Source organism: Vreelandella andesensis (assembly GCF_003989795.1).
Classification (GTDB): Bacteria; Pseudomonadota; Gammaproteobacteria; order Pseudomonadales; family Halomonadaceae; genus Vreelandella; species Vreelandella andesensis.
Genome location: NZ_RZHG01000002.1, coordinates 86,772 through 113,712 on the forward strand (window position 1 = coordinate 86,772; position 26,941 = coordinate 113,712).

A 26,941-nucleotide genomic window follows, 5' to 3' on the forward strand; every position below is an offset into this window, starting at 1 on the left:
GTTTACTCAACTTTGAAAACGAAATAGAGAAACATAGAGTTGAGCAGATTAGTGCAAATGAGCAGCTTCTATCAGTGCCTTGGTATAGTGATGCTGTGGGGCAGCGAGGACTTCCAAGCAATTCCCTTGTTCGACCACGTCGCCATCTTTTAGCACCATAACGCGATGCGCCATAGCACGCACCACGGCAAGGTCGTGGCTGATAAAGAGATAACTTAGTTGGCGGCGTGCTTGAAGTTCGCGCAGCAGCGTAACCAACTGTTTTTGCACCGTACGGTCTAATGCCGAAGTAGGCTCATCCAGTACCAATAATTCCGGTTCTAGGATAATTGCCCGCGCTACGGCGATGCGCTGGCGTTGTCCTCCCGAAAACTCATGAGGATAACGGGCAGCACAGCTTTCCGGTAAGTCGACTTCCCGCAGCGTGCGATGCACACGCTCGGTGACTTCTTCATTGCTCAAATTGGGGTAATGAAACCGCAGGCCTTCACTAATAATATCAAACACCGGCATGCGCGGAGAAAGCGCCCCGTAAGGGTCTTGAAAGACCATTTGCAGCCGGTGACGCTGGCGTCTAAGCGCGTCGCCAGAGAGCTGGCTTAACGTGGCCTTACCCAGTGTCACCTCACCTTGGCTAGCGACTAACCGCATGATCGCTGACGCCAGCGTCGTTTTTCCAGAACCTGATTCACCAACAATGCCCAGGGTTTCGCCAGGGGCGATAGTAAGGTCAGTGGCCTTGAGTGCCTCAAACGCAGGCGGCTGGCGCTGAAAAAGGCCAGTTCTCGGTCGCTTGAAGCTCACGCTAAGCTGGCGTGTGGTTAAGAGGGGCGTGATATCGGCAGGTGGCGCAGGGCGGCCCTCTGGTTCGGCGGCAATAAGTGCTTTTGTGTAATCGCTTTGAGGATTGTCAAACACATCGGCCACGCTACCGGTTTCCTGAATTTTCCCCTGATACATGACACAAACACGGTCTGCATGACGGCGTACTAAATTTAAGTCGTGGCTGATAAACAGCACGCCCATACCATGTTGATCACGCAGTTCCTTCAGCAGGGCCAAAATCTCTTGCTGGACGGTCACGTCGAGTGCGGTGGTAGGCTCATCGGCAATCAACAGTGCCGGATTATTGGCAATGGCCATGGCAATCATTACCCGCTGGCGCTGACCGCCAGAAAGTTGATGTGGCCAAGCGTCAAGCAGTTCATCAGGGCGCGGCAGTTTGACTTGTTCTAAGAGCGCTTTGGCCCGGGTGCGTGCCGCTTGTCCACTAAGGCCTTGGTGTAAGCGCAAGGTTTCGCCTATCTGCTTTCCAATGCGGTGCAGTGGATTGAGCGACGTCATGGGCTCTTGAAAAATAAACCCTACACGATTGCCGCGGATGCCATTCCAATCGCGCTTGCCTAGCTGATTGAGGTTGGTCTCCTCTAACCAGCGTTGGCCGCTTACGGCGGCATTGTCCGGGAGTAGATCAATTGCGCCTAGTGCCGAAACAGATTTGCCAGAGCCAGATTCCCCTACGATCGCCAGTGTTTCACCTGCATTGACGGTAAGCGAAAGCGAATCGACAACTACGTTGCCATTAAAGGAAACCGAAAACTCGTTCAAGCGCAGTAGTGGCTTAGCGTTGCTCGCGTTATTAGGCATGCTTGGTTTCCTGGGCGGGTGACAGATGCTGCTTCACATGGCGTGGGTCAAAGGCGTCACGCAGTCCTTCACCAATGAATACCAGCAGTGAAAGCATAATGGCGAGGGTCATAAACGCAGTGATGCCTAACCATGGTGCGTGCAGGTTGTTTTTGCCCTGCGCCGCTAGTTCGCCAAGTGAGGGCGCGCCAGGCGGCAGGCCAAAGCCTAAAAAATCCAGCGCGGTGAGCGTACCAATAGCACCCGTAAACAAGAAGGGGATGAATGTCAGAGTGGCTACCATGGCGTTAGGTAACACGTGCCGCCACATAATCAACCGAGAAGGCAGCCCCATCGCCTTGGCTGCACGAACGTACTCAAGATTACGCGCACGTAAAAACTCAGCGCGCACAATATCCACTAACCCAAGCCACGAAAACAGCAACATGATCCCCAATAACCACCAGAAGCCCGGCTGCACGAAACTGGCTAAAATGATCAGCAAAAACAGTACTGGCAACCCAGACCAGATTTCGGTGAACCGTTGGCCGATGAGGTCTACCTTACCGCCAAAGTAACCCTGTACACCGCCTACAAGAACGCCTAGCACCAAAGAGCCTGCAGTCAGCACTAATGCAAAGGCAACGGATAAACGAAATCCGTAAATCACACGTGCCATCACGTCACGCCCTTGATCATCTGTACCTAGCCAGTGGCGGCTATCTGGGGGTGCCGGCGAAGGTTGAGTCATCAGCATATCGAGGGTTTGGTAGGAATAGGGAATAATCGGCCAAAGTGCCCACCCGTTATCGCTGATTTGCTGTTGGACAAAGGGGTCGAGATAGTCGGTGCGGGTAGGTAAGAAACCACCGAATTCGGTTTCTGGATAATCGACCAGCAGCGGTACATACCACTGACCGTCGTAGTTCATCACGAGAGGCTTATCGTTGGCGATGAGTTCAGCAAATAAGCTGACAATAAACAGGACGCCAAATAGCCACAGCGATACCCGAGCTCGACGATTGGCTTTAAATGCGGCTAGGCGGCGCAGCGTAATCGGCGAGAGACGTGAGCTAATAAATGCCATGGTTATGACTCCCTCGACGCAAAATCAATGCGCGGGTCAACCCACACATAGGTCAAGTCGGATACTAGCTTTAGCAGTAGCCCGATCACTGTGTAAAGAAATAGCGTTCCAAAAATGACTGGGTAGTCCCGCTGCATTACCGCCTCAAAGCCCAATAAGCCAAGGCCATCCAGGGAGAAAATCACCTCGATGAGCAGGGCACCGGTAAAGAAAATGCCGATCATCGCCGAGGGCAAGCCAGCAATAATAATTAGCATTGCGTTGCGGAACACATGACCATACAAAATGCGCTGTTCATCGGCTCCTTTGGCTCGGGCTGTCAGCACATACTGTTTATGAATTTCATCCAAAAAGCTGTTCTTAGTCAGCATGGTGAGCGTCGCGAAACTGCCAATCGCGGCAGCCAGTACCGGTAGAGTGATGTGCCAGAAGTAGTCTTTAATTTTGCCCCATGTCGATAGCTCGGAGAAATCTGGTGAGGTTAAGCCGCGTAGAGGAAACCAATCCAAATAAGTACCGCCGGCAAACACAACAATAAGCAGAATGGCAAACAAAAAGCCGGGGATCGCATAACCGACGATCACCAGGCCCGAGGTCCAGACATCAAAGCGAGATCCGTGTCGTAGCGCCTTGCTAATGCCTAAAGGAATCGAAATGAGATAGACCAGTAGCGTTGTCCACAAACCAAGTGAAATAGACACGGGCAAACGTTCGACCATTAGTTCAATAACCGGACGATCACGAAAAAAACTAGTGCCAAAATCAAAGGTAAGATAATCCGCCATCATGCCGATAAATCGCTCGTGAGCGGGTTTGTCAAAACCAAACTGCTGTTCTAACTGCTCGATAAAGCGTGGATCAATTCCGCGCGCACCCCGAGAATCATCGCTAACTTGAACATCTGCGCCACCCATATCCAGGCGTGTGCTTGCCATGGCATCGGCCCCCTCAAAGCGGGCCAGCATTTGGTCAATGGGGCCGCCGGGAGCAGCTTGAACGATCATGAAGTTAAGCAGCATGATGCCGAACAATGTCGGGATCATCAGTAGCAGTCGGCGTAAGGTATAGCGTGCCACAGCGCGCTCCATGATTAATTAGGGGCCAAAAGTTAGTGCTGGTAAGCCGTTATAACTATGTTTGTTAATTCAGCGACGCCGATGACGGCCTTGCAGCTCTGCTTCACGTTCGGTGTTTACCCACCACGCATCTAAATCCATGGCATAAGCTGGAAACGGCTCTGGGTAGCCAAATTTATCCCACACAGCAATCCTTGTCTCGCCGGAATGATAGTGAGGAATAACATAAAAGCCCCAGCGCAGCACCCGATCAAGCGCTTGTGCAATAGTATCCAGCGTCTCACGATTGTCGGCACGAATGAGCTGTTCCACTAGAGCATCAACCGCCGGGTGGGCAAGGGACATACGATTGCGGCTTTGTGGCGCCTCTGCGGCAGCGCTGGTCCAGTAATCGCGTTGTTCATTGCCAGGGTTGTTAGATTGTGGGAAGTGGCTGATGACCATGTCGTAATCGTAGCTGCGTACTCGGTTAAGATATTGATTAATATCAACAATGCGAAGCGATGTTTGTACCCCAAGACGCGCCATATTACGCAGCATGGGCTGTACAACGCGCTCCAGACCCGAGTCATAAAGCAGTACTTCTAAGCTTAACGGTCGCCCCGTCTCACCATGCACCAGCACACCCTCTTCAACGCGGTAGCCAGCGTCACGCAGCAAGTCAAGTGCGAGTCGCAGTCGCTCACGCAGCTCGGTTGGGTGCTCAATGGGCAACGGGTCGGTGAATAACCGTTCTGATTGATGGGAACTAATGAGTTCTTCGCGAAAGGGTTCGAGCAGCGCAAGCTCTTCTTGAGATGGCGTGCCGACGGCTTCCATCTCAGAGTTTTGAAAAAAACTTTCCGTGCGCTGGTAAGTGTCATAGAAAATATTGGTGTTGAGCCAAGGGAAATTGAAGGTAAGGCTCAGCGCTTCTCGTACCCTTGGATCCTGAAACTTATCTTTGCGTAAGTTGAAGACAAACGCTTGCATCATAGAGGGGTTAACATCGGGCACTGTAATTCGATTGATTAGCCCATCACGATAAGCTGGGAAATTATCATAGCCAATGGCCCACGTAGCAGCACGTGCATCGGTTCTGAAGTCGGTTAGGCCAGCTTTAAAGGCTTCCCAGGCAATATCGCGGTCGCGGTAATATTCATAAACGACACGGTCGATATTGTAGCGTCCAACATTGACGGGCAAATTCTTACCCCAATAATTGTCATCGCGTTGATAGACAATTCGCCGCCCTGGATCTACCACACTAATACGATACGGCCCTGATCCTGGATGTGCATCCAAGGTTGGGGAGGCAAAGTCGCGGGCCTCCCAGTAGTGGCGAGGTAAGATGGGTAGCTGGGCAACAATCAGTGGCAGTTCGCGTGATTCAGTGTCGTTAAACTCAAAACGCACCTGATGATCGTTCAAAGCAACAACGCGTTCGACACCAGCGTAGTAGCTTGCGTAGAAAGGGTTGCCTTCTTCACGTAGCAGGTTTAGCGAAAACACCACGTCATAGGCCGTTACTGGCTCACCATCTTGAAAGCGGGCTTCTGGGCGCAAGTCGAACTCTATCCATCGGCGTTCCGGGTCCAAACGTACGCCTTCTGCCAATAGCCCGTACAAACTAAACGGTTCGCCGGGGTTGCTTGCCATCAGCGAGTCGTAAATCTGAAAAATACCGGTAACCGGTGTGCCGCGAATGATAAACGGATTAGTTGAATCGAAACTGCCGCCCACAGCGGTATGGGTAATCGTGCCACCTTTAGGTGCAGACGGATTAACATGAGGGAAATAGGCAAAATCTGAAGGTAGTGCTGGGCTGTTGTAAAGAGATAGCCCGTGTACGGTCTCAACGGGAGCAGAGGTGTTAATTTCGGAGACGTTTTCAGAAGCCAATAGCGACAGGCTGAGCAGCAAACCGCTGGTTAACAAAAGCACTTTAGTAAACAACACACCGCGCGGCATTGGTAACTTCCTGTAGCAACGAAGGCTTAATAGCTGTGGATCGGTATCTGAAACACATTACTGAATCACGGTACTGAGTCTGTCACACTAACTGCCATACAGTAATCGCGATAAGGTAACCGCGATAAGGTAACTGCAACACAGTAACTGCAATATAGTAACCGAGACCTAGCAGCTAAGAACTAACAAAGACGACGTTTTAAATCTAGTTAACAAAACCCCGGTTAGATTCCCCATTTCAGCGTCCTGAGAGAGACAGCAGTTGGCCTGGCTGCAATGCCTCGGGGCGTTCGATGGCATTCCATCTGATTAAATCCTGCTGAGCAACATTGTAACGCGCTGCAATCACCGAAAGATTATCGCCGCTTTCAACGCGGTGAATATCAGGTGTGCTGGCGGATGCTAATGCAGTACTGGTTGATAGCGAAAGCTGAGCTAACACCTGAGTGTCAACTTCTTCAGGCACAAGTAATGTCTGTGCGCTGCGTGGGTCGAGGCTGCCATTCAAAAGGCCAGGGTTTAGCTCGGCCAGCGCGGAATGGCTGACATTGAGAAGCTGTGAGGCCTGTGCCAGGCTAACCGGCTGTTCTAGCTGAACTTTGGCAAAAGCAGGGTCAGGATGAATATCGGGAAGAGCAACGCCGTATTTCTCGGGATCGTTGATAATCGTCGCAATCGCTTTAAGCTTTGGGACGTAATGCATCGTTTCGCGAGGCAGTGACAGTGCCCAGTAGTCACTTGTAAGGCCTTGGCTTAGTGCTTGGCGTTGTGCTCGATTAACGGTGCCAGCACCTGCGTTGTAAGCGGCAAGCGAAAGCATCAAGTCGCCTTCATACCACTCATCAGCTTGCATTTCTAAATAATCAAGCGCCGCCGCCGTAGACGTTACAACGTCTAAACGACCGTCATAGTTGCCGTTGCGAACAAGGCCTAATGCATCCCCTGTACGCGGCATAAATTGCCAAAGACCAGCGGCCCCGCGATGACTTAGAGCATTTGTATCGAACGAGCTTTCGACAAACGGAATTAGTGCGATTTCACCAGGAAGGCCGCGTTCACTAACTTGCTGAGTAATCCAGGCAAGCCAGGGCGTCGCTCGTTCGGTAATAGCGACAATATTCTGCGGGCTGGAACGGTAATGCTCTATCCACTCATCAATTCGTGCTTGAACATCAGCGGGTAGATTTTTCTCTTGCCACTGAAAGCTGTCACGTAGGGTGCTCCAGGCATCTTGAGGTTGCAGTTCTAATGCTTCCCAAAAGTGGTGCTGAAAGGCATTGGGGCGGAAACTAGGCGAAGCAGACGCGCCACTGTGCGCGACGTTGGCTTGTTGTGCTTCAATAGTAGAGGCCTGAGAGCTGGCCGCTGCGGCCAAAAATAGGCTCACAATGACAGTGCTTCCAGCGCTTAGCAGTAAGCGCTGGCGAATCGTTCGATAGGTCATAGTCGGTTCATTTCACTCGATAGCGTTTTTAAAAACGGTTCTTCCACTCGCGTATAGTGGAGAACGTGGCGAGATCATCATCATTGGCCCCATGAGTACCTGCTGCCTGGCGTACACTATCGGTGCCTACGCGCAGGTAGGGATTGATTTTCAGCTCGCGTCCTATCGTGCTGGGTAAGGTAGGTCGGTCTAATGCCCGAGCCTTCTCACACTCCTGCAATGCATATTTAACGTCTTCGTTATCAGGGTCTGCAGCACGAGCAAATGTCAGGTTAGCTTGCGTATACTCATGAGCTGCAAAGACCAGCGTATCCTCCGGAAGTTCCGCTAACGTACGAAGTGACGTCAACATTTGCTCCGGCGAACCTTCAAACAGGCGTCCGCAACCACCGCAAAAAAGAGTGTCGCCGCAGAATAGTAGCGCAGGAATTCCTGGTGTGAAGTAACTCACGTGGTCTAACGTATGTCCTGGCGTTTCTATGACATCGAAAAGTCGCCCCATAACGCGTACTTCATCGCCATGAGCCACCTGTTCATTGATGCCTTCAATGGTGGGGTTACGGGGGCCAATAACATGAGGTGAGTAGCGTTTAATTAACTCTGCAAGACCATCAGTATGATCGTGATGGTGGTGAGTGATTAAAATCGTATCAAGCGTTAAAGATTCGCGCTCCAGAAGCTCAATAACAGGCGCTGCTTCACCGGGATCCACCACGCAAACGCTTTGACTGGTATCTTGTCTCAATAGCCAAATGTAATTATCGCTAAGTGCGGGAATCGGTGTCACGCTCATCATGGGCGAGATCCTTTGAAGTTAAAAATAGACGTTCATCCTCACGTTTAGCATGCGGCATCGCTAACGCTAGGAACGTTAAAAAATATTTACTGTGGAGGGAAGCACTGTTCATGTCAACTCCGTCAATGGCTACCCGGCTCGCCCAGCAGATGGCTGAAAGCCAAGTGTACTGGCAAACAGAGACCGGCCGTTCGTTATGGGAAACGCAGCGAGCGTGCCTGGGGCCGCTAGTTGAAGAACGTAAAGGAGGGCATAGTTTAGAGATGGGGATGGGGCCCTCGTTGATGACGATGTCAGCCATTCCGCATGTCATTCGGTGGTCACCGACGAGAGCAACGGCCGAGTCTTCCTCAACGTTAATTTGCCCGCCAAGTCATCTTGCCTTGCCAGACCGCAGTTTAGAGGTAGTAGTGATCCATCATTGGCTAGAGCATTTGCCTGATGCTCACCACACGTTGAAAGAAGCTGCTCGAGTAACGTCAGATAGCGGTGTGTTAGTCCTCTTTGGGTTTAATCCCCTTGGGTTAAACGGGTTAACTCAGCGTTGGCGAAAACAACAGGCAAATTACCCTTGGAGCGGGCAGTGGCGAACGGCTAACCGTCTGCGCGACTGGCTGGCGTTTGTCGATTTTGAGGTGGAGCGCGTAGACTACTGCTGTTTTCGGGGGCCGATGAGCACCACTTGCAGAGAGCGATGGGAATCACTGGGCCGAAGGCATAATTTACCGTTGGGTGAAAGTTACATGATTCAAGCACACCGACGGCAGCGTCATGCGCCGGTAGAGCGTCTTAAATTTGGGTTGCGTGCACCGGTCACTCCCTCTTCGTTGGGGGCTACCCGAACGAGCGCTTCTGCCCGATACCCCACGAGTCAACGTCGTCTAGAAAAGGATAGTGAAGGTGAGTAAGCAAGCAGCCGACGAGTTGCCTCGCGTTACGGTATATACCGATGGAGCCTGCCGAGGAAATCCAGGGCCAGGCGGCTGGGGAGTTGTGCTGTCGAGCGGGCAGCATGAGAAAACATTAAAAGGCTTTGAGGCAGATACTACTAATAATCGCATGGAATTAATGGCGGCTATTATGGCGCTGCGGACCTTGAATAAACCGTGTGAAGTGGCTATTTGGACTGATTCCCAGTATGTGCGCCAAGGGATTACCCAATGGATTCACAACTGGATTAAGCGAGGCTGGAAAACAGCGGCTAAACAACCAGTCAAAAATGCTGAGCTTTGGAAAACCCTCCACGAAGAAACACAGCGACATCGTGTCGAGTGGCATTGGGTCAAAGGACATAGTGGGCACCCTGGCAATGAGCGTGCCGATGCGTTGGCCAACGAAGCCATTGATGAGCATAACAGGAGAGCAGCATGCGCCAAGTAATCTTAGATACGGAGACGACTGGCATCGATCCAAAAGAGGGGCATCGATTGGTCGAAATTGGTGCCGTTGAAATGGTGAATCGGCGGTTTACGGGGCGCTCCTATCATCAATATATCAACCCTGAACGGCATATTGATGCAGAAGTGGTGGCGGTTCACGGTATTGATGACGCAAAAGTAGCGAACGAACCGGTATTTGCCAATATTGCTGACGACTTCTGGGCATTTATTGAAGGTGCCGAGCTGGTGATTCATAACGCTCCTTTTGATGTGGGGTTTATTGATCACGAGCTTGGCATGCTGAACCAGCATCGCCGTTCACCCTTACTGGGCCCTGTTAGTGAACATTGCCGTATCCTTGATACGTTGGTGATGGCCCGCCAGATGCATCCGGGTCAACGAAATAGTCTCGATGCGCTATGCAAGCGCTACGATATTGATAACGGTCATCGCGTACTGCACGGCGCATTGCTTGACGCTGAAATCTTGGCCGACGTCTATTTGGCGATGACGGGCGGACAAACAGCACTGACGCTGGATGCTGAAGCATCGTCAGGCAAGCAGCAAAATAACCACGCCAATGAAGGTCTTTCCGTACAACGTTTATCGCTTACGCCAGGCCAACTTAGGGTTATTCAGCCTAGTAATGAAGAGCGCGCTGCTCATCAAGCTAAGTGTCAGGCGCATCAGCTACGTTGGTTTGAGGATAATGGCTCCGAGGGTAATAGTGTCAATGCTTAGGCGTGAAATACCTCATTATGCGCGAGAAGGTCGAGTTATCCGCGTGTCTCGCAGTCACTTGGCGCCAGCGCCACTGGCTGATAACGGCGAGCTAACGCCACTACAGCCGACACAGCCTTGGGATGAACGGATGCAGCCGCTGTGCTATTGGCATGACGAGCCGGTGGCGCTGTTAGTCGAAAGTAAGCCAGGTGATGGCTGGATTGATGGGCGGCAATGGCTTGGGGAATTACCGGTTTCATGGTTTAGTCTGCTGTCGACCGCGCTTCAGGTAGGCGCTTGGTTAGAAAACCATCGCTTTTGTGGGCGTTGCGGCGAAAAGGCAAGCAAGTTAGAAGCCGAGTTTGCGATGCACTGTCATGCTTGCGGGCACCGAAACTATCCCCGCATTTCACCTTGCATTATTACGTTAGTGACCAGCGGTGAAGCGATGTTGTTAGCGCGAAGCCCAAGATTTCCACCGGGTCGCTATTCTACGCTGGCTGGTTTCATTGAGCCTGGGGAGTCTGCTGAAGAAGCCGTACATCGTGAGATATACGAAGAGGTAGGCGTGCATGTGGAAAATCTGCGTTATCATCAAAGCCAAGCGTGGCCATTTCCACATTCGCTAATGTTTGGTTTTTTTGCTGAAGCCACAACACGGCGTATTCATATTGATGGAGTGGAAATCAGCGATGCTGCTTGGTTTTCGCCGAGACAGTTACCTTCGCTGCCACCCCCTTACTCAATTTCCCGTGACCTTATCGAAACGCATCTCGCCCGCTGGCGGTAGGTAATAGCTAGCGGGCGACAAGACAGCTATTGACTGGGAAACAGGCTGGTCAGTTTAGTGGCCAGCATCACATTGCCGGTAGCTTTCAGCTTACCTGTCATAAACGCTGTCATGCCATTGACGTCTCCGTTCATAATGCCTTTAAGCGTATCAGTACTCATGCTCAGGCTTACAGAGGGATCGTCATGCTCACCTTCGTGTACGTCCAGCGTGCCGTCTTGGATAACCATGTAATGGCTGCCTGCGTCAGAGAAATGAAATTGAAATACCTCTTCCATGCCCTTGGCAGCCTCTGGATCAAAGCGAGACTGAAGTTTATCTAACGTGTTCGATGACATAATAAGTTCCCAAAATTATTTGGTCGTTAACCAAGCGGGTGTAAGGCGTTAAGTGAGGTTCTCACAACGCTACAAATGAGGTTATTTTAAACAAGTGTTTTATTCAAGCCGGATTATCGAAGCTCGCATTAATCGTTTAAAACAGTGACAGGAGAGAAGGTATGAATGAATGGGTTGTTGAGATGGGCACGTTTTTGATTCAAGCCATCTTGCTGATGGTGATAATTGGCATCGTGCTAACGGTAGTGATGCGTAATAAGGAAAGTGGGGATAATAGTCTCAAGCTAAGCGTAGAGTCGCTCAATGACCAGCGCCGCTCTCGCGGGCGTAAGCTTCGCGTTATCACCACAGAACAAGGTGCACGGAAGAAGTTGGTAAAAACGTTACGTAAAGAAGAGAAGTCAAAGCACAAGGCCGCTAAGCAAGGTAAAGGAGAAGCCCAAAACTCTCAGAAAGTATGGGTGCTGGACTTTCATGGTGACCTCAAGGCTTCACAAACCGAAACGTTTGCTCAAGAAGTGTCTGCCATTATCGATGTTGCAGCGGCCGACGATGAAGTTATTGTGCGCTTAGAGTCAGCGGGTGGACTCGTTCATGCTTACGGTTTGGCAGCAGCGCAGCTTGACCGTCTTCAAGGGGCAGGGCTAACTACCACGGTGTGCATCGATAAAGTAGCCGCCAGCGGCGGTTATATGATGGCGTGCACGGCTAACCATATCAAAGCTGCGCCATTTGCCGTCATAGGCTCTATTGGCGTGGTGGCTCAGGTTCCGAACATTCATCGCCTACTGAAACGCAATGATATCGATGTTGAGCTGCTAACCGCGGGTAAATATAAACGTACACTGACCGTGCTAGGAGAAAATACCGAAGAAGGCCGTGATAAGTTTATTGATGACTTGGAGAACACACATCGCTTGTTTAAAGAGTACGTATCTCAGCATCGCCCCAACATGGACATTGATGCGTTAGCCACGGGTGAAATTTGGTATGGCAGTGAAGCGTTAGAACAGAAACTGACAGACAGTATCGGTACCAGTGAAGCGTATTTAGTGGAACGTATGGCACAGGCTCAGGTTTACAGCGTAAAGCTTGAACCGCCGAAAACCTTTAGCCGCAAGGTGGGTTTGGCTGTGTCGGCGGGTGTCGAACAAGCCATTGTTAAAGGGCTTGGATTGATCGATGCGGCTGGCTGGCAGCGTCGGTAATTGATCTGAGCGGTCGCTAAGCGGCGTAGTGGTTCGCCAGGGTGTCAATAATCGCCTTGGCGCTTTCACTGCTTAATGAGTAGTAAATGGTTTGCGATTCTCGGCGGGTGTTTACCAACTGATCGCGGCGCAAAATGGCCAAGTGTTGGCTTAACGCTGACTGGCTTAGTGTCAACTGCTGATTGATATCAGTGACTGAAAGCTCTTTTTCAGCCAGAAGACAGAGAATTTGCAGTCGTTTTTCATTTGCTAGTGCTTTAAGCAGGTTGGCCCCCGCTTCAATGGCGTGGCAGTCATGTTCCAGCAAACGGGCAGCAGCGCTAGTAGAAGCAGACATGAGGATCTCCCTACACGGTTGTGGCAGCGTTGTTATAGGTTATTAAGGCATCGTCGCGTCGCGAGGATCAGTTGCTTAATGATCAGTAATTTAGCGGTGTTTGTCCAAGCGCTGGTTTAACGATCTATCAATGGTAGTAATGCATGGCGTTGTCAACAATGTTGCTAGGTGCATAGCGCTTTAGTCGCGATTTATCCCATAGTATGAGGGTGTAAAGGCTGTTTAGTTTATAAAGTGTCAACAATTGGCTACTTTCATTGACACAATAAAGGCAATTCCACCATGGGCCTCTACCAGCAAACTTATCAGCAATCAGTTGAACACCCCGAAACCTTTTGGGCGGAGCAGGCTAAGCGCCTGCCTTGGTTCAAATTTCCTTCCACTATTCTTTCCTATGATGATCAGCAACACGCTCGCTGGTTCGACGACGGTGAGCTGAATATCTGCTATGCGGCGATCGATTATCATGTAGAGCAGGGAAGGGGCGATCAGCCAGCTATTTTATGGGATTCTCCCGTTACCCAATCAAAGCAAACGATTACCTATCAGGCGCTGCGTGATCGTGTCGCGCACTTTGCGGGAGGGCTGGCTAGCCTTGGCGTGACGAAGGGTGATCGAGTGGTTATTTACATGCCGATGGTGCCTGAGGCGCTCATCGCTATGTATGCTTGTGCCCGATTAGGAGCGGTTCACTCAGTAGTATTTGGCGGTTTCGCACCCCACGAACTAGCGGTGCGCATTGAAGATGCCGAGCCCAAAGTCGTCATTGCCGCTTCCTGTGGCATTGAGGTAGATAAAGTTCTTCCCTATAAGCCTATTATTGACAAAGCCATTTCGCTAAGCAGCTTTAAGCCGGATGCCTGCGTTGTATTTCAACGTGATGCCCATTGCGCGGAACTTCATGAGGGAGATCATGATTGGCAGGCGCTGGTGGCGGATGCTCCGTTTGTTGACTGCGTACCTGTGAAAGCGACCGATCCTCTCTATGTGCTTTATACCTCTGGAACGACAGGCAAACCCAAGGGGGTAATGCGTGACACCGGTGGTTATGCCGTCGCGCTAGCATATTCAATGGAAGCAATTTATGCCCTAAACCCTGGTGATGTCATGTTTACAGCGTCAGACGTGGGGTGGGTGGTAGGGCACTCTTATATTGTCTATGCGCCACTGCTAAGAGGGTGTACCACCGTGGTCTATGAGGGAAAACCTGTTAAAACACCGGATGCAGGCGGTTTTTGGCGGTTAATCGACGAATATAAAGTGAAAAGCTTTTTCACTGCACCAACTGCCTTCCGCGCGATCAAGAAGGAAGACCCTGATGCCAAACTCTTGGAGAATTATGACATCAGCAGTCTTGAACATTTATACGTCGCGGGCGAACGTTTAGACCCACCAACGTTCCATTGGCTGGATGACCTGCTGGATGTGCCGGTGATCGACCACTGGTGGCAAACTGAAACGGGCTGGCCTATTGCGGCAAACTTACCTGGCATTGAATCTACGCCAACTAAAGCAGGCTCGGCAACCTTCCCAGTGCCAGGTTTTAACGTGCAGATTTTGGATCGTGACGGAGAGCAAACAGCGTCAATGCAGCAGGGCAGCGTGGTAATAAAACAGCCACTTCCGCCAGGTTGTCTAACCGGTATCTGGCGTGATCCTCAGCGTTTTCACAGCGCCTATATGGCGGCCTACCCAGGCTATTACCTCACTGGTGATGGTGGCTATTTCGATGAAGAAGGGTACTTGTTCATCATGGGTAGAACCGATGACGTGATCAACGTCGCTGGGCATCGTCTCTCCACCGGTGAGATGGAAGAAATCGTCGGTGCACACCCCGCGGTGGCAGAGTGTGCTGTGATTGGTATTCACGATGATCTCAAAGGCCAGTTACCAGTCGGGCTGGTAATCACCAAAGATGGTTTCGATGGCGATGAAGCAATGCTAGAAGCGGAACTGATCAGCCGGGTACGAGAACACATTGGGCCGATCGCTTGTTTTAAGCAGGTGTTGGTCGTCAATCGGCTGCCGAAAACTCGCTCGGGTAAAATATTGCGCAAATTGCTACGTAATATCGCTGACGGTAAATCGTTCGGGATTCCCTCAACTATTGATGATCCGACCAGTTTAGAAGACGTACATGCGGCGATGCGCGAGCGTTCTGTTGGGGCGTCGGATCAAGCTAAGTCGCTCGACGTATAAATTAATTGTTGTTAGTAGTGTTGGAGTGGTGAATAACGTCGCCCAGGCAGGTGGGCGACTTTAATTACCTAACGGAAAGCGTATAATGCGCGCCCCAGTGGCGTTAACAGCGCTTTTATGAGGGTTCCCTAACCCCTCGGACTTGCAAAAAAAGGCCAACCTGCATGTTTTGCTTAACCGACACACAGCATCGCCGTTGCCTCTTGGTAATGGTCGCGTTTCATATTGGTATTATCGCCGCTAGTAACTACCTGGTTCAGCTCCCGTTTACCCTGTTTGGTTTCCACACGACGTGGGGGGCGTTTAGTTTTCCTTTTATCTTTCTAGCGACTGACTTAACCGTTCGTTTGTTCGGTAAAGGGCCTGCCCGCTCGATCATACTGCGCGTCATGTTTCCAGCGTTGGTGGTTTCCTACGTTGTTTCGGTCATTTTTCCACGGGGTAGTTTTGCGGGTATTGAAGCCTTGGGGGAATGGAATTTATTTGTTGCTCGTATTGCACTAGCCAGTTTTCTCGCCTATGTATTGGGCCAGTTACTCGATGTGCACGTTTTTGATCGTCTTCGTCAGTGGGCTTGGTGGGTTGCTCCCGTTTGTTCCACGGTATTGGGTAATCTTGCGGACACTTTTACTTTCTTCTCGACCGCGTTTTATAACAGTCCAGACGCTTTTATGGCTGAACATTGGGTAGAAATAGCGGTTGTCGACTACGCCATTAAGCTGGGTATTAGTCTATTGTTTTTCCTTCCTTTGTACGGCCTGCTGCTAGCGTGGCTAACGCGCCGGTTAGTCGTGTGGACAGGGCAAACCGACGCATCACCCCGTACCGTATAATGGCTAAGCACATAGACGACGCCTACAGACGATGTCTACATACGTTGTATACAGACTAAGGAGCCTGCATGACTAACCATGCCAGTGTTGATCTCTATGTTATCGATTTACCCGCTGAGTCAGATGACGACGATCAGCTGCCCGTTGTAGTGATCCACGGCTTATTGGGTAGTGCTGATAACTGGCGTTCGCACTTAAAGGTTTGGCAGCGCAGCCGTCGGGTGATTGCCGTTGACCTTCGCAACCATGGCCGATCCCCCCATGTGGAAGGGATGAGCTATACCGCGATGAGCCAAGATGTCCTAACGACACTTGATAAGCTTGGGGTTGAACGTGCACATGTACTGGGCCACTCGATGGGTGGAAAGGTGGCTATTACGCTGGCGCGTATGGCCCCTGAGCGTTGTGCGTCACTCATGGTGGCGGATATTGCGCCGGTGGCTTATCAGCATGGGCACGACGATGTATTTGCCGCACTTGAGCGTGTAAGCGCGGGTAAACCCACCAATCGTCGTGAAGCAGACGCCTTATTGGCTGAGCACGTCGACTCCCGTCCAGTTCGGCTGTTTTTGGCCACTAACCTAGTGCGTAATGAGCAAGGTGAGATGGAGGTTCGCGTTGGGTTGGATGAAATTCAACGTGGCTACGAAGCGATTATCGGCAAGCCAGATGGTGATCGTGCTTTTGATGGGCCAACCCTAGTCTTAAAAGGCGCTGATTCGCACTACGTCGCCGATGATATGTTGCCAGCGCTACGCGAAGTGTTGCCGCGTGCCAAAATAGTAACGCTCAAAAACGCCGGGCACTGGCTTCATGCAGATCAGCCAGAGGCGTTTCAGCAAGCGGTTGATACGTTTATTGCCGCTCATTCGTAGCGCATACATGGAAGGCTAGAGCGGCGACACCGTAAGGTTGTGCCGCTCAGGTTCACGTAAAAAACGGGTTAGGATGCGATAGGTATCTACATCAAACGTGGGGGCGTTACCTTTCAGCCCCCGGGCACCCTGTTTAGTCGAAGCGCAGCCTAAATAGCACCAGTGATCGACCACATGATGGCTGGTTGGGCCGTTCTTACGACTTTTCTCGCGAATTATGATCCGACCCGGCCATGGCCAGGTGTCTACTTGAAAAGAGGCTAGCGCCTCCTGAGCGCGTTGCGTGTGGTCTTGAAGCGGCTCTTGCCCACAGCAGGCTCCCTTGCACTTGCCTAGCTGGTTAGCAAAACAGCGTCCTGTCCCCTTATCTAGTCCCAGTACCTGCGGACAAAGCTGATGCGCTTCGGCAATACTGCGCAGTGCATCTTTGGCTTCCTTGGCGCTGCGAAATAACCCAAAAAGTTTGCCTGGCTGTGGCTGGCTAATCGCTTTGCCACTGACCAACGCTGGGCAAACATGGTCGGTTGGCCAATACCAAGTCTTTAAATGCCCTTGGCGGCGCAGCTGACGGTTCATGATCGGCATTAGCGCTTTGACCAGTTGGGCTTCTCTCAGCTGCGCGCTTAAATCGCCAGCGGTCTCTTCCCACTCAATATGCTGTATTTGTTGGGCAAGGCGCATCTCTTTGTCATCTTGATGGTCGCGTTGAAAATGGCCAAGTACGCGGCTGCGTAAATTGATGCTTTTGCCAACGTACAACGGAAGGCGATTGTGACCATAAAATAAATACACCCCTGGCGAGGCGGGAAGCCCTGTTAGCTGTTCGCTAGGCAAGTGGGCGGGTAGGCTACGATGGCGTTGCTCATCGGCAAGGGCTGTTTGCCAGCTAGCGTCGTCATACTGCTGTTGCCAAGCTTGCCACAGTTTCCAAAGCGCAGCAGCATCATCTTCTGCTCGATGCTGGCGTGCCTGCTGAATGTCGAAGTGGGCCAATAGTGCCCGGAGATTATGTTTGGGCAGCTCAGGCATCAAGCGGCGGGAAATGCGCAGTGTGCACCTGAGTAGCGGCTGATATGTAATGTCGGCGCGTTTGAACTCATTGCGAAGAAAGCTGGCGTCAAATCGCGCATTGTGGGCCACCAGGCAATTCTCGCCGAGCCATTCACGTAAAACGATCGCAATAGTCTTAAAAGAGGGTGCATCAACCAGCATGTCGTCATAAATTCCGGTGATCTGGCTAATGTGGGAAGGCACGCTGGTGCCTGGGTTGATCAGGCTGACCCAACGATCTGCTACCTTACCTTTAATTATCTTTAGTGCAGCAATTTCGGTAATGCGATCACGCGTTGCACGGGTGCCTGTCGTCTCGACATCAATGAAAATCAGCGGTTTATCATTCATAAGGTGTTCGTATTACTACCTTTTTTAGTCAGCGTACATCTGTCAACGCATGCGGATTAATGGCTAGCCGTGAAACGGGTAATACCGTTTCGGTAATTCCTGCTTGCTGAAGATACTGCTCAAAGGCTTCATAGCGACGGACATCAAGTGCCGCCGGACTAATAGCAATGCGCCGCAGAAGATCGTGCCAGGCGTTCTCGTTAATTGTATTGTCCAGCACTGGATGGCTGCTAATCAGCAGCGACCATGCTGCCTCCGGGTTTTCGATGATCCAGTTGCTAGCCTCTTCCAGAGCAATAACAACACGTGACCAAGTGGCTGCTCGTTTTGTCACGGTGTCGCTATTAGCCAGTAGTATCAAGCCGTCATGGCGCGGAACATCGATATCGTTATAACGCACTGTATGGGTGACGATTCCATCTGATGCCAGTTGTTGTGGCAATGAGTGATAAAAACCGTCAGCGATGGCATTAACTTGGCCTTCTCGCAGGGCGCTGGCGGCATTGAAATGAACACTTGCAGGCGGGATGAAGTCGTCGATTTGGCGCAGCGAGCTGGGCACCAGTTGGTTCACCAACACATCACGCCCTTCGCGGGTGGAAAAGCCATAATTCAAGCCGGCGAGTTGATCGGTAGTTTCGTTTGTAGGGGGATCTCCCACCACAATAACCGCGTTTAACGGGGTCTCAATCAGTGTGGCAATTCGGGTAATAGCGGCGCCATCGTGAGCGTGTAAATGCAGCAGCGGCTGGCGGGTTAATGCCAAATCAACTTCACCTGCGGTTAAAAGTTTAATCGCAATGGAGGGGTCTGCGGGTGTTAATAAGTCAATGTCGAGCTCTTGAGCGGCAAATAAACCGCGCTGCTTTGCCACAATTATTGCGGCGTGCTGGAGGCTGATATGCCAATCTAACATTAGAGAAAGCTGCTTTGGTGGCGGCGGGTCCAATGGCGGTGGTGGTATCAGCGTCATACTGGGGGCTTCTTCTTGTTCAACTCCCTCTGCTGCCGTTTCATTTTCTGAGAGCGACCACAAGCCAGGAGGCAGTATCACCTCCCCATCAAGCAACAGTGGTTCATTATTACTCACTGTTTCGTTTTCTTTGTTTGCGTAAGTAGCTGTAATTGAAAAAAATAAAAAAACACTTAACGTTAGAAATACGAGTGAACGGGTACGCAAAAAAGCGTTCAACATAACCTTTACTCCAGATGGTATAACGCCGGAGTTTAGCTGTGAGGTGAAGGATCTGGCTAGCCCCAAAAAGCGACAAGCCTAAGTAGCTCAGTAAATTGTACGGCGGCATGTAATAATAGATCGGCATTGGTGGGTGAGACGGAGAGACATGGACTCAATTTACACGTTTTTCTTAGTAGGCGGTTCCCTAATGGCGCTCAGCATTCTCGCGAGTCGCCTATCGTCAATGATGGGCGTGCCGCTACTACTGATTTTCTTAGGGCTTGGCATGCTGGCAGGGGAAGAGGGCTTGCTAGGGGTTGAGTTTGACGACTACACCATGGCCTTCACGATAGGCCATTTAGCGCTCGCCATGATTCTGTTGGATGGCGGCCTTCGTACTCGATTAAAAACTTTCCGTGTAGGTTTTAGGCCAGCGCTCTCACTAGCCACCTTTGGCGTCTTTATCACTAGCGCTATTGTTGGTGTTATTGCCATGTGGGTATTTGATCTCTCCTTGGTGCAGGGTTTTCTAGTCGGCGCGATTGTCGGCTCCACTGATGCCGCCGCGGTATTCTCGATGCTTAGCGGTCGTGGTGTGAACCTTAACGAGCGGGTAGGGGCCACGCTTGAAATTGAATCGGGTACCAACGACCCGATGGCTATTTTCTTGACACTGATGCTGGTTGAAATGTTGGTCGGCGATATTGGTGGCGTTGGCGAAACACTGCTGTTTTTCATTTCCCAGTTTGGTATTGGGCTAGTGGTTGGTATTGGCGGTGGCTGGCTAAGCGCTAAGCTGCTGCGTTGGTTAGATCTCGCGCCAGGCCTATATGCCATGTTAGCGCTGGCGCTTGGGTTTAGCGTGTTCGGCTTAACCAGTGTGCTAGGCGGCAGCGGCTTCCTAGCGATTTACCTAGCAGGACTAATGATTGGTAACCAGCCAGGTCGCCACCTTAACTTTATTCTGCCGGTACATGATGGGTTAGCTTGGCTGAGCCAGATTGGTTTGTTCCTGGTGTTGGGCTTGCTTGTCACTCCAAGTCAGCTCTGGGATGTGGCGTTGCCAGCGAGCATTGTCGCGTTAGCTCTGATCTTTGTTGCCCGCCCATTGGCAGTGCTAATCACTATCAAACCCTTCTTTAAATTCCGCTGGCGAGAGACTTTCTTCATTGCCTGGGTGGGCTTGCGGGGTGCAGTACCTATTGTACTGGCTATCTTCCCGTTAATCGGCGGGGTGGAGAATGCGTCGTTATATTTTAACGTCGCATTCGCCGTGGTACTGATGTCGCTGCTTATCCAAGGCGGCTCGCTGACCTTCATGGCGCGATGGTTAAAAGTAGAAGTGCCGGTAGGCACAACGCCCAACCGTCGGGGGCCACTTGGCATCATGCCGGAAAACGATTTCGAGATGTTCGTCTACGTCGTCGAAAACGAGGACTTAGAAGATGTGCCCATTCGGCTACTGCGTTTTCCCTCAGGCGCACTGATTTCGGCGCTATTCCGCAAACACGTTATGCTCCACCCAAAAGGGAGCACACGACTAAAGCTCGATGATGTCATTTGTGTGATTGGCCGCACCGAAGACCTCGTTGCGCTCAATCGGCTATTCAACGGCGATGCGAAGCTCAAACAAGAGCGCGCCTTCTTTGGTACCTTTACCTTGGATGGCGCGGCGCAAATGCAAGATATTGCCCAAGCTTACGGCTTAACCTTAAGCCCCGGTGAGCAAAACATGACACTGGCTGAGTTCATCTCGCTGCGCGTAGGCGGCCACCCAGTAGTTGGCGACGATGTCGACTGGCATGGCATTCATTGGGTTGTTAGCGAAATGGAAGGCGGCAACATCACCCGAGTTGGCTTAAGACTCTACTAATTAACCGGAAAGGCGTTGACTTCCAAGGGAAAGCTGTTATTATACGCACCCATAAGCCGGAGGGATGGCAGAGCGGTTGAATGCACCGGTCTTGAAAACCGGCATAGGTTAATAGCCTATCTAGGGTTCGAATCCCTATCCCTCCGCCAAGTATTACGAAGAAGCCGCTGTTTTCAGCGGCTTTTTTTGTGTCTGTGGTTTAGTCAACCTATATTCCAGCCCAGACTTGTTCATGGCAAGCTCGCAGTCTGTTGGTGTCAAAACTTCTATTCTGCGAGTCTGGCTTTGTCCTGCCAATGTTATTCCTCCAAACGCAAACAGGCTCTAATAGGTTATTTTATTTAATAAACATAATTAGCCATGTATGCGAAAGATCTAAAAATGTTCTGTTGGCTGAGGCTGTAGGTAACAGATTATTTTGGTTCAGCGTACCGTTTATATCCGTGAAATACGTCTCACAACGTCGGCGGTTGGCGCGACAGGGCGCGGATCTCATCTCGTAAAGCGCTTACCTCATCCCGGATCGCAGCCAGTTGCTTGGCCCCTGCCACTTCGGCGTTGTTATCGTCGGCGTCCCTACCGACAAAAAAGGTGGCAAGTGCCGCTGTTACGTAGCCGAAAACCCCGAAGGCGTACAGTGCCAGAAAAACACACAGTACGCGCCCTTCGGCTGTTTGTGGCCAGTATTCAGAGCCCATTGTTGCCATAATCATGGCCGTCCACCACAGCGCTTCTCCATAGCTTTCTATGCCGCCGGACACGTCGCTTTCGAATGCGTACATACCGGCTGCGCCGGCGAGCGTGACTAGCACGGTAAGGGCGATCACATAGCCGAAGCCCCGTCGGCTTAAACTCGCGCCCAACGCCTTCATTCCGCGGTTCAGTGAACTAACGACTCGAACTAGCCGCAACCCCCGGCCTGCCCTGGCCAAGCGGAGCAGCCGAAACACGCGGGCGACGCGGAAAACCCGCAGCGCGGGGAGCAGTAGGGCAATGGCAGTTAGCCAGTTGCTCTTGAGGTAGCTGAGCTTGTTCGGGGCCAGAATCAACTTCACAGCGAAATCGATAATGAAGACGACCCAGATAGATGTACCGAGAAAATTAAACAGCAGACTCTCGCCCCGAACCAGCTCGATTATTAATAGCACTAGCCATACAAACGCGAGAACTAACATCGGTGTTTCCAGCCAACCTTCCAAGCGCTGCAGCAGCTCGTATCGTTCCCGTTTCAGTTGCTCCGTGTCCGCGGGTTTTACATCAAAATTTTTGTCCGTCTCGTCTTCGCTCATCGAGTGCCCCATTTTCAACTACTTTAGAAAGGCTAATAATTTCAGTATCAATAATATGTCCTGGTATTGCGTTAAAAGCCCTAAAATAATTTAAAAAAAGGGTTAGTGCATGGTGACCCGCATCACCATGCTGAGAGCAAACGAGACCCGCGTGGCCGGTTTGATCTCTTGGATGCTGCCAGCGAAGAGCTTGATAAGCACGAAACTGAGAAAGCCATAGGCAATACACAGGATAATTGAGTAGGTATGCGGCACCAGGGCAGGCGCGGTGGCGATACCCCTGTACTCGTAAATTGTCGAGGTTGTAGCTGGGCGGTCACGGCACATACCTTCTGCGATTATGTTAGTTGTCGAACAGACAAATCCTGTCATCGCCCTGAGAATCTCTGAGTGTAAGCGCCAAACTGCGTTTAATTCAGAGCCGGAAGGAGCGTTCATGTCGACAATTACTACCATTAACCCCGCGACCGAAAAAGCAATTCAGAGCTATGAGATCATGACCGAAAAGCAGGCGATGGAGCGACTCGACGCCTGCCATGCGGCATTTCTGGAATGGCGCGAACTGAGTCATCAGGAACGGGCCCCTTATCTCAAGAAAATCGGTCAAAAATTGCGCGATAATGCTGATGAGTTGGCCGGTTTGATGACCAACGAAACAGGCAAGCTCCTAAAAGACGGACTTGTTGAGGTTGAACTCTGTGCGGCGCTCTTTGATTACGCCGCTGAAAATGGCCCCAATATTCTGGCGGATGAGGAGCGTGAGCAGGGTCTCAACGGCAAGCGCGGCGTTGTCAGTTATCAGCCCATTGGCGTCGTCTATTCGATCCAGCCCTGGAATTTCCCGATCTACCAGCCGGTTCGCGTGCTGGCGGCAAACCTGATGGCAGGCAATGGCTGTGTTTTGAAACACGCCAGTATCTGCACGGGGTCCGGCCTGCGCCTGCGCGAACTATGTATTGAGGCAGGCCTGCCCGAGGATCTATTTCAGGTCATCGTGATCGACCACGACACCAGCGATGATCTGATCGCCCACCCCAAAGTTCGTGGTGTCACGCTGACCGGCAGTGACGGGGCGGGGCGACACGTCGGGGCTATGGCCGCCGAAGCACTGAAAAAGACCGTGCTGGAATTGGGGTCGAACGACGCTTACCTGGTGCTTGAGGATGCCGATATCGAAACGGCGGTGAAGTTCTCAGTCATGGGGCGGCTTTACAACAACGGCCAGACCTGTGTTTCTGCTAAGCGCTTCATCGTGACCGACAAGGTGTATGACGCCTTTGTTGATGCCTTCGTGGCTCAAATGAAAGACATCGTCATGGGCGACCCCACTGATGAGAATAGCCAACTTGGCCCGCTTTCAAGCCAGGATCAGTTTGATACCGTCAAAGAGCAGGTGGATGCCAGCGTCGCCAAAGGTGCAAAAATTCTCTGCGGTGGCGAAGCGCCCGAGCGCACCGGTGCTTATTACCCTGCCACTATGTTGGCAGATGTCACGCCTGGAATGCCTGCCTACGACGATGAAATCTTCGGGCCTGTTGCGTCGATCATCCGTGCCAACGATGACGAGGACGCCATGCGACTGGCCAATGACAGCCGCTATGGCCTGGGGGGCGGCATCTTTTCCAAAGATGAGGAACGTGCCCTCACGTTAGCCCGGGATCACTTTGACACGGGCATGATTCGTATCAACTCGTTCGGGGCCGCTGATCCGAATATGCCCTTTGGCGGGGTCAAGGATTCTGGATATGGTCGCGAACACGGTGGTTTTGGCATGAAGGAATTCGTCAACGTAAAGTCGATTTTCCTGCCATGAACACAATCCAACTCATGAATGCCTCTAATCAAAAAATAGGAGAAGTCTTATGTCAGAAATTAATGGCAAGGTTGTCATCATTACCGGCGCCAGCAGTGGTCTCGGCAAAGCCACCGCCCACCGTCTGGCCGAGAGTGGCGCAAAGCTGGTGCTAGCTGCCCGCCGCGAGGATCGTCTTATTGAGCTGCGTGATGCTATTAAAGAGCAGGGTGGTGACGCTATTTACCAAGTGACCGACGTCACTGACCGCGATCAGGTCGAAGCGCTTGCCACCGCGGCCAAAGAGGCCTTCGGGCGAATCGACGTGCTGATTAACAATGCAGGCTTGATGCCGCTATCGCCGCTTGATGAGCTTAAAGTCGACGAGTGGGACAAGATGATTGATGTCAACATCAGAGGGGTGCTCTACGGCATCGCCGCCGTGCTGCCAACCATGCGCGAACAGCATGTTGGGCACATCATCAATCTCTCGTCGATAGCTGGGCATAAGGTTTTTCCGGCATCGGCCGTCTACTCGGCAACCAAGTTTGCCGTGAAAGCCATATCAGAAGGTCTCCGTCAGGAAGGCGACGGGGAAATCCGCTCTACCAATATCTCGCCGGGGGCCGTGGCGACCGAGCTGACCAGTAAAATCAGCGATCCCGATACTGCCAAGGGTGTTGATGAGATGTACGAGATGGCCATTGACGCCGATGCGATTGCCCGGGCGATTGCCTATGCTATCGAACAGCCTGCGGATGTTGATGTCAACGAGATTATTATCCGGCCGACTAAGCAGCCGCTCTAACTAGCGTTGGCTGGGTGGTGACGCTCAGCCCCCCACTTAGAATGGCTAAAAATGAAGAGTGTTTGATTAATTGCCATGGCTAATTGAGGTGGATTTTTTGCGATATGTGTCAGGATCATTGCCAAATTTTGTTTTAAAAGCGGCGCTGAATTGACTACGGCTAAGATAACCGCAGCGTTCGGCAATGCGTTTGACTGGTAGTGAAGTGGTGTTTAAAAGGCGGGCGGCGTGACGAAGACGTAGTTCGTTTGAATATCGCTGTGGCGGCATCCCAAAAGCACGTTTAAAACGTTCAATAAAGACCGTCCGACTCATATGACAACGTTCGGCTAGCTGGTCAATGTTTAATCGTTGTCCTTTGTGCTGTGTCATTGCCTCAATGGCATTGTGTAGTTCCGGTGCTTCCAATGTTAATAACCATGGGTGTTCCGGTGCATTTGCTTGGAGTTCACGTAGCAATAAGATGAAGCATTGTTTCATTATTGCTTCCAGCATTGCTGTGGTTCCAAGCATTGACAATGCTAACTCTTGAAATAATTGGTGAAAAAGGTGCTGGATGTCAGCATTTGTGTTTTCAAGGTGTACTGGGATGTTCAGGCGGTCAAAGGGAGAGCCGCCGGTTAGTGAGTCGACTTCCAATAAGCCACATAAAATGAGAACGCCTGGCAGTGTCGTATCGGTATGAGAGCGTATCCAATGTAGTGAATGCGCCGACGTGCAGTGGTTAATGCCAAATGGTTCTCCCGCAACCTCGTCAATAGTGAGAGAGTAGTCGGGTGGACAGATGACTAAGCTACCAGCGTTCAGTAACGTTCGGTGATGATTTTGACCTACCATACTGCCTTTTCCGTGCAATACGTAATGAAGCGATACTGTTCCTAATGGGGGTGTCTGCAGCGGCCAGCCCCGTCGTATATCACATACAGCAAATGAAGTGACGTTGATCAACATGTCTTTGAGAGCGTTTTCAAGCATAGTAATCACCAATGATCCGAACGATATAGCACGCTTCTAGGACTTTTGCTGCGGCGTTTGCACCTAGAGTAGCCAGGGTAAAACACTCCAAGAGGATTTGCCTTATGTGCAACCATCATAGTGATCAGCAATCGATAGCTCCTCTTCATAAAGTAGATGAAGGTCGTCGGCGCGTATTAGCGGGCGGCCTGGCAGGTATTACGGCCGCAACAGTAGGTGGTTTTTCAAGTGCTGCGATGGCGCAAGGCGCAGCTGAAGACCCATATGCTCCGCCGGCAGAAGGGGTTTTACCTGAAACGGGATTTCAACTAGATCTAAGCCGTGCAGCCTTGGTTGTCACTGATCCCCAAGTAGATTTTTTAAGCCCGGATGGCGTGACGTGGCAAGTTGTCGGGGAAAGCGTCCAAGAACACAATACAGTAGAAAATATTCGCCGTTTGTTTGAAGCCGCTAAGCAGCGGGGGATAACGGTGGCGGTATCGCCTCATTTTTACTTTCCGCACGACCACCAATGGACGTTTGGCGGTCCGCTAGAAAAAATGATGCATGGGCTTGGTATGTTCGATCGTCAAAACCCGCTCGCTGCTTTGCCGCGTAATACAGGCGCTGATTTCATGCCGCAATATAAAGAATATATTGAAGACGGTGAAACAATAATTACATCTCCGCATAAAATTTATGGCCCCGAGCACAACGATTTATCGCTTCAACTCCGTAAGCTCCGGATTGATCAGGTTATTTTAGCTGGCATGTCAGCAAATTTGTGTGTCGAATCACACTTGCGAGAGCTAGTAGAACAGGGATTTGAAGTGGTCGTTGTACGTGACGCTACTGCCGCAGCAAAAATACCGGAAGGCGATGGCTACTTAGCAGCCTTAACTAATTTTAGGTTTATCGCCAATGCGCTTTGGAGTACCGACGAAACGGTTGCTAAATTACAGGGGTAAAAATCCGGCAAATAAAAG

General features: G+C 51.3%; 24 protein-coding genes and 1 tRNA gene. 13 read left to right on the top strand and 12 right to left on the bottom strand.

The features are described 5' to 3' along the window. Positions 1-48: 48 nt before the first annotated feature. The 6 genes from ELY33_RS01055 to gloB form a co-directional block, all read right to left on the bottom strand. The gene (locus ELY33_RS01055; protein WP_126942632.1) at positions 49-1,647 is read right to left on the bottom strand and encodes an ABC transporter ATP-binding protein; all 1,599 of its coding nucleotides are present in this window, start codon (positions 1,645-1,647) and stop codon (positions 49-51) included. Then, positions 1,640-2,713, bottom strand: coding sequence for an ABC transporter permease (locus tag ELY33_RS01060; protein WP_126942635.1), 1,074 nt, complete (start codon positions 2,711-2,713; stop codon positions 1,640-1,642). The genes ELY33_RS01055 and ELY33_RS01060 overlap by 8 nt, the downstream gene beginning before the upstream one ends. A 2-nt stretch (positions 2,714-2,715) precedes the next feature. Beyond that, positions 2,716-3,789, bottom strand: coding sequence for a microcin C ABC transporter permease YejB (locus tag ELY33_RS01065; protein ID WP_126942638.1), 1,074 nt, complete (start codon positions 3,787-3,789; stop codon positions 2,716-2,718). Positions 3,790-3,858: 69 nt separating this feature from the next. Next, positions 3,859-5,739, bottom strand: coding sequence for an extracellular solute-binding protein (locus ELY33_RS01070; protein WP_126942641.1), 1,881 nt, complete (start codon positions 5,737-5,739; stop codon positions 3,859-3,861). A 238-nt stretch (positions 5,740-5,977) separates the two neighbouring features. Continuing rightward, a complete protein-coding gene (locus ELY33_RS01075; RefSeq protein WP_126942644.1) occupies positions 5,978-7,183 on the bottom strand; it encodes a transglycosylase SLT domain-containing protein in 1,206 nt (401 codons plus the stop codon). Between the two features lie 28 nt (positions 7,184-7,211). Further along, positions 7,212-7,979: a hydroxyacylglutathione hydrolase gene (gloB, locus tag ELY33_RS01080; RefSeq protein ID WP_126942647.1), complete on the bottom strand. Its 768-nt coding sequence runs from the start codon at positions 7,977-7,979 to the stop codon at positions 7,212-7,214. Positions 7,980-8,089: 110 nt separating this feature from the next. Between gloB and ELY33_RS01085 the strand changes: the two genes are divergently transcribed. Genes ELY33_RS01085 through nudC form a run of 4 tightly spaced genes read left to right on the top strand, consistent with a single transcriptional unit; the run spans position 8,090 to position 10,871 of the window. Beyond that, a complete protein-coding gene (locus ELY33_RS01085) occupies positions 8,090-8,887 on the top strand; it encodes a class I SAM-dependent methyltransferase (RefSeq protein WP_126942650.1) in 798 nt (265 codons plus the stop codon). Beyond that, positions 8,880-9,359 (top strand): ribonuclease HI, encoded by a 480-nt coding sequence (rnhA, locus tag ELY33_RS01090; protein ID WP_126942653.1) that lies wholly within the window; start codon positions 8,880-8,882, stop codon positions 9,357-9,359. The genes ELY33_RS01085 and rnhA overlap by 8 nt, the downstream gene beginning before the upstream one ends. Next, positions 9,347-10,099 carry a DNA polymerase III subunit epsilon gene (gene dnaQ, locus ELY33_RS01095; protein ID WP_126942656.1) on the top strand — a complete coding sequence of 251 codons (753 nt, stop codon included), beginning with the start codon at positions 9,347-9,349 and terminating at the stop codon, positions 10,097-10,099. The genes rnhA and dnaQ overlap by 13 nt, the downstream gene beginning before the upstream one ends. Beyond that, positions 10,092-10,871 carry an NAD(+) diphosphatase gene (gene nudC / locus ELY33_RS01100; protein WP_126942659.1) on the top strand — a complete coding sequence of 260 codons (780 nt, stop codon included), beginning with the start codon at positions 10,092-10,094 and terminating at the stop codon, positions 10,869-10,871. Before dnaQ ends, nudC begins: the two co-directional genes overlap by 8 nt. A 26-nt stretch (positions 10,872-10,897) precedes the next feature. Here the strand turns inward: nudC and ELY33_RS01105 are convergent, their stop codons facing one another. Continuing rightward, on the bottom strand, positions 10,898-11,209 hold the full coding sequence (locus ELY33_RS01105) for an SCP2 sterol-binding domain-containing protein (protein ID WP_126942662.1): 312 nt from the start codon (positions 11,207-11,209) through the stop codon (positions 10,898-10,900). Positions 11,210-11,370: 161 nt separating this feature from the next. Between ELY33_RS01105 and sohB the strand changes: the two genes are divergently transcribed. After that, on the top strand, positions 11,371-12,417 hold the full coding sequence (sohB, locus tag ELY33_RS01110) for a protease SohB (RefSeq protein WP_126942665.1): 1,047 nt from the start codon (positions 11,371-11,373) through the stop codon (positions 12,415-12,417). Positions 12,418-12,433: 16 nt separating this feature from the next. Here sohB and ELY33_RS01115 read toward each other — a convergent pair whose 3' ends face one another. Next, positions 12,434-12,754, bottom strand: a complete 321-nt coding sequence (locus ELY33_RS01115) for an ArsR/SmtB family transcription factor (RefSeq protein WP_126942668.1) — start codon at positions 12,752-12,754, stop codon at positions 12,434-12,436. A gap of 282 nt (positions 12,755-13,036) precedes the next feature. Here ELY33_RS01115 and ELY33_RS01120 point away from each other — a divergent pair, with 282 nt between their 5' ends. The 3 genes from ELY33_RS01120 (at position 13,037) to ELY33_RS01130 (ending at position 16,661) form a co-directional block, all read left to right on the top strand. Further along, complete coding sequence (locus ELY33_RS01120) at positions 13,037-14,953, top strand: propionyl-CoA synthetase (RefSeq protein WP_126942671.1); 1,917 nt, start codon at positions 13,037-13,039, stop codon at positions 14,951-14,953. Between the two features lie 164 nt (positions 14,954-15,117). Continuing rightward, on the top strand, positions 15,118-15,786 hold the full coding sequence (locus tag ELY33_RS01125; protein WP_126942674.1) for a 7-cyano-7-deazaguanine/7-aminomethyl-7-deazaguanine transporter: 669 nt from the start codon (positions 15,118-15,120) through the stop codon (positions 15,784-15,786). Positions 15,787-15,854: 68 nt separating this feature from the next. Beyond that, positions 15,855-16,661, top strand: a complete 807-nt coding sequence (locus tag ELY33_RS01130; RefSeq protein ID WP_126942677.1) for an alpha/beta fold hydrolase — start codon at positions 15,855-15,857, stop codon at positions 16,659-16,661. Positions 16,662-16,676: 15 nt separating this feature from the next. On the opposite strand, the gene ELY33_RS01135 is transcribed toward ELY33_RS01130, so the two are convergent. Together ELY33_RS01135 and ELY33_RS01140 are read right to left on the bottom strand one after the other, a co-directional pair. Next, positions 16,677-18,062 (bottom strand): 3'-5' exonuclease family protein, encoded by a 1,386-nt coding sequence (locus ELY33_RS01135; RefSeq protein ID WP_126942680.1) that lies wholly within the window; start codon positions 18,060-18,062, stop codon positions 16,677-16,679. Between the two features lie 28 nt (positions 18,063-18,090). Further along, entirely contained in the window at positions 18,091-19,152 is a 1,062-nt protein-coding gene (locus tag ELY33_RS01140) for an ABC transporter substrate-binding protein (protein ID WP_244208535.1), read from the bottom strand. A gap of 253 nt (positions 19,153-19,405) precedes the next feature. Between ELY33_RS01140 and ELY33_RS01145 the strand changes: the two genes are divergently transcribed. Both ELY33_RS01145 and ELY33_RS01150 read left to right on the top strand, forming a co-directional pair. Further along, a complete protein-coding gene (locus ELY33_RS01145; protein WP_126942686.1) occupies positions 19,406-21,112 on the top strand; it encodes a potassium/proton antiporter in 1,707 nt (568 codons plus the stop codon). A 58-nt stretch (positions 21,113-21,170) separates the two neighbouring features. Further along, a tRNA-Ser gene (locus tag ELY33_RS01150) sits at positions 21,171-21,261 on the top strand. A 306-nt stretch (positions 21,262-21,567) separates the two neighbouring features. On the opposite strand, the gene ELY33_RS01155 is transcribed toward ELY33_RS01150, so the two are convergent. Next, positions 21,568-22,401: an ion transporter gene (locus ELY33_RS01155; protein WP_126942689.1), complete on the bottom strand. Its 834-nt coding sequence runs from the start codon at positions 22,399-22,401 to the stop codon at positions 21,568-21,570. Between the two features lie 436 nt (positions 22,402-22,837). Between ELY33_RS01155 and ELY33_RS01165 the strand changes: the two genes are divergently transcribed. Both ELY33_RS01165 and ELY33_RS01170 read left to right on the top strand, forming a co-directional pair. Beyond that, complete coding sequence (locus ELY33_RS01165; RefSeq protein WP_126942692.1) at positions 22,838-24,214, top strand: NAD-dependent succinate-semialdehyde dehydrogenase; 1,377 nt, start codon at positions 22,838-22,840, stop codon at positions 24,212-24,214. A gap of 49 nt (positions 24,215-24,263) precedes the next feature. After that, positions 24,264-25,001, top strand: a complete 738-nt coding sequence (locus tag ELY33_RS01170; RefSeq protein ID WP_126942695.1) for an SDR family oxidoreductase — start codon at positions 24,264-24,266, stop codon at positions 24,999-25,001. Between the two features lie 66 nt (positions 25,002-25,067). On the opposite strand, the gene ELY33_RS01175 is transcribed toward ELY33_RS01170, so the two are convergent. Beyond that, complete coding sequence (locus tag ELY33_RS01175; protein WP_126942698.1) at positions 25,068-25,976, bottom strand: AraC family transcriptional regulator; 909 nt, start codon at positions 25,974-25,976, stop codon at positions 25,068-25,070. A 104-nt stretch (positions 25,977-26,080) separates the two neighbouring features. On the opposite strand from ELY33_RS01175, the gene ELY33_RS01180 reads away from it, so the two are divergent. Beyond that, positions 26,081-26,923: a cysteine hydrolase family protein gene (locus tag ELY33_RS01180; protein ID WP_167470021.1), complete on the top strand. Its 843-nt coding sequence runs from the start codon at positions 26,081-26,083 to the stop codon at positions 26,921-26,923. Positions 26,924-26,941: the final 18 nt, after the last annotated feature.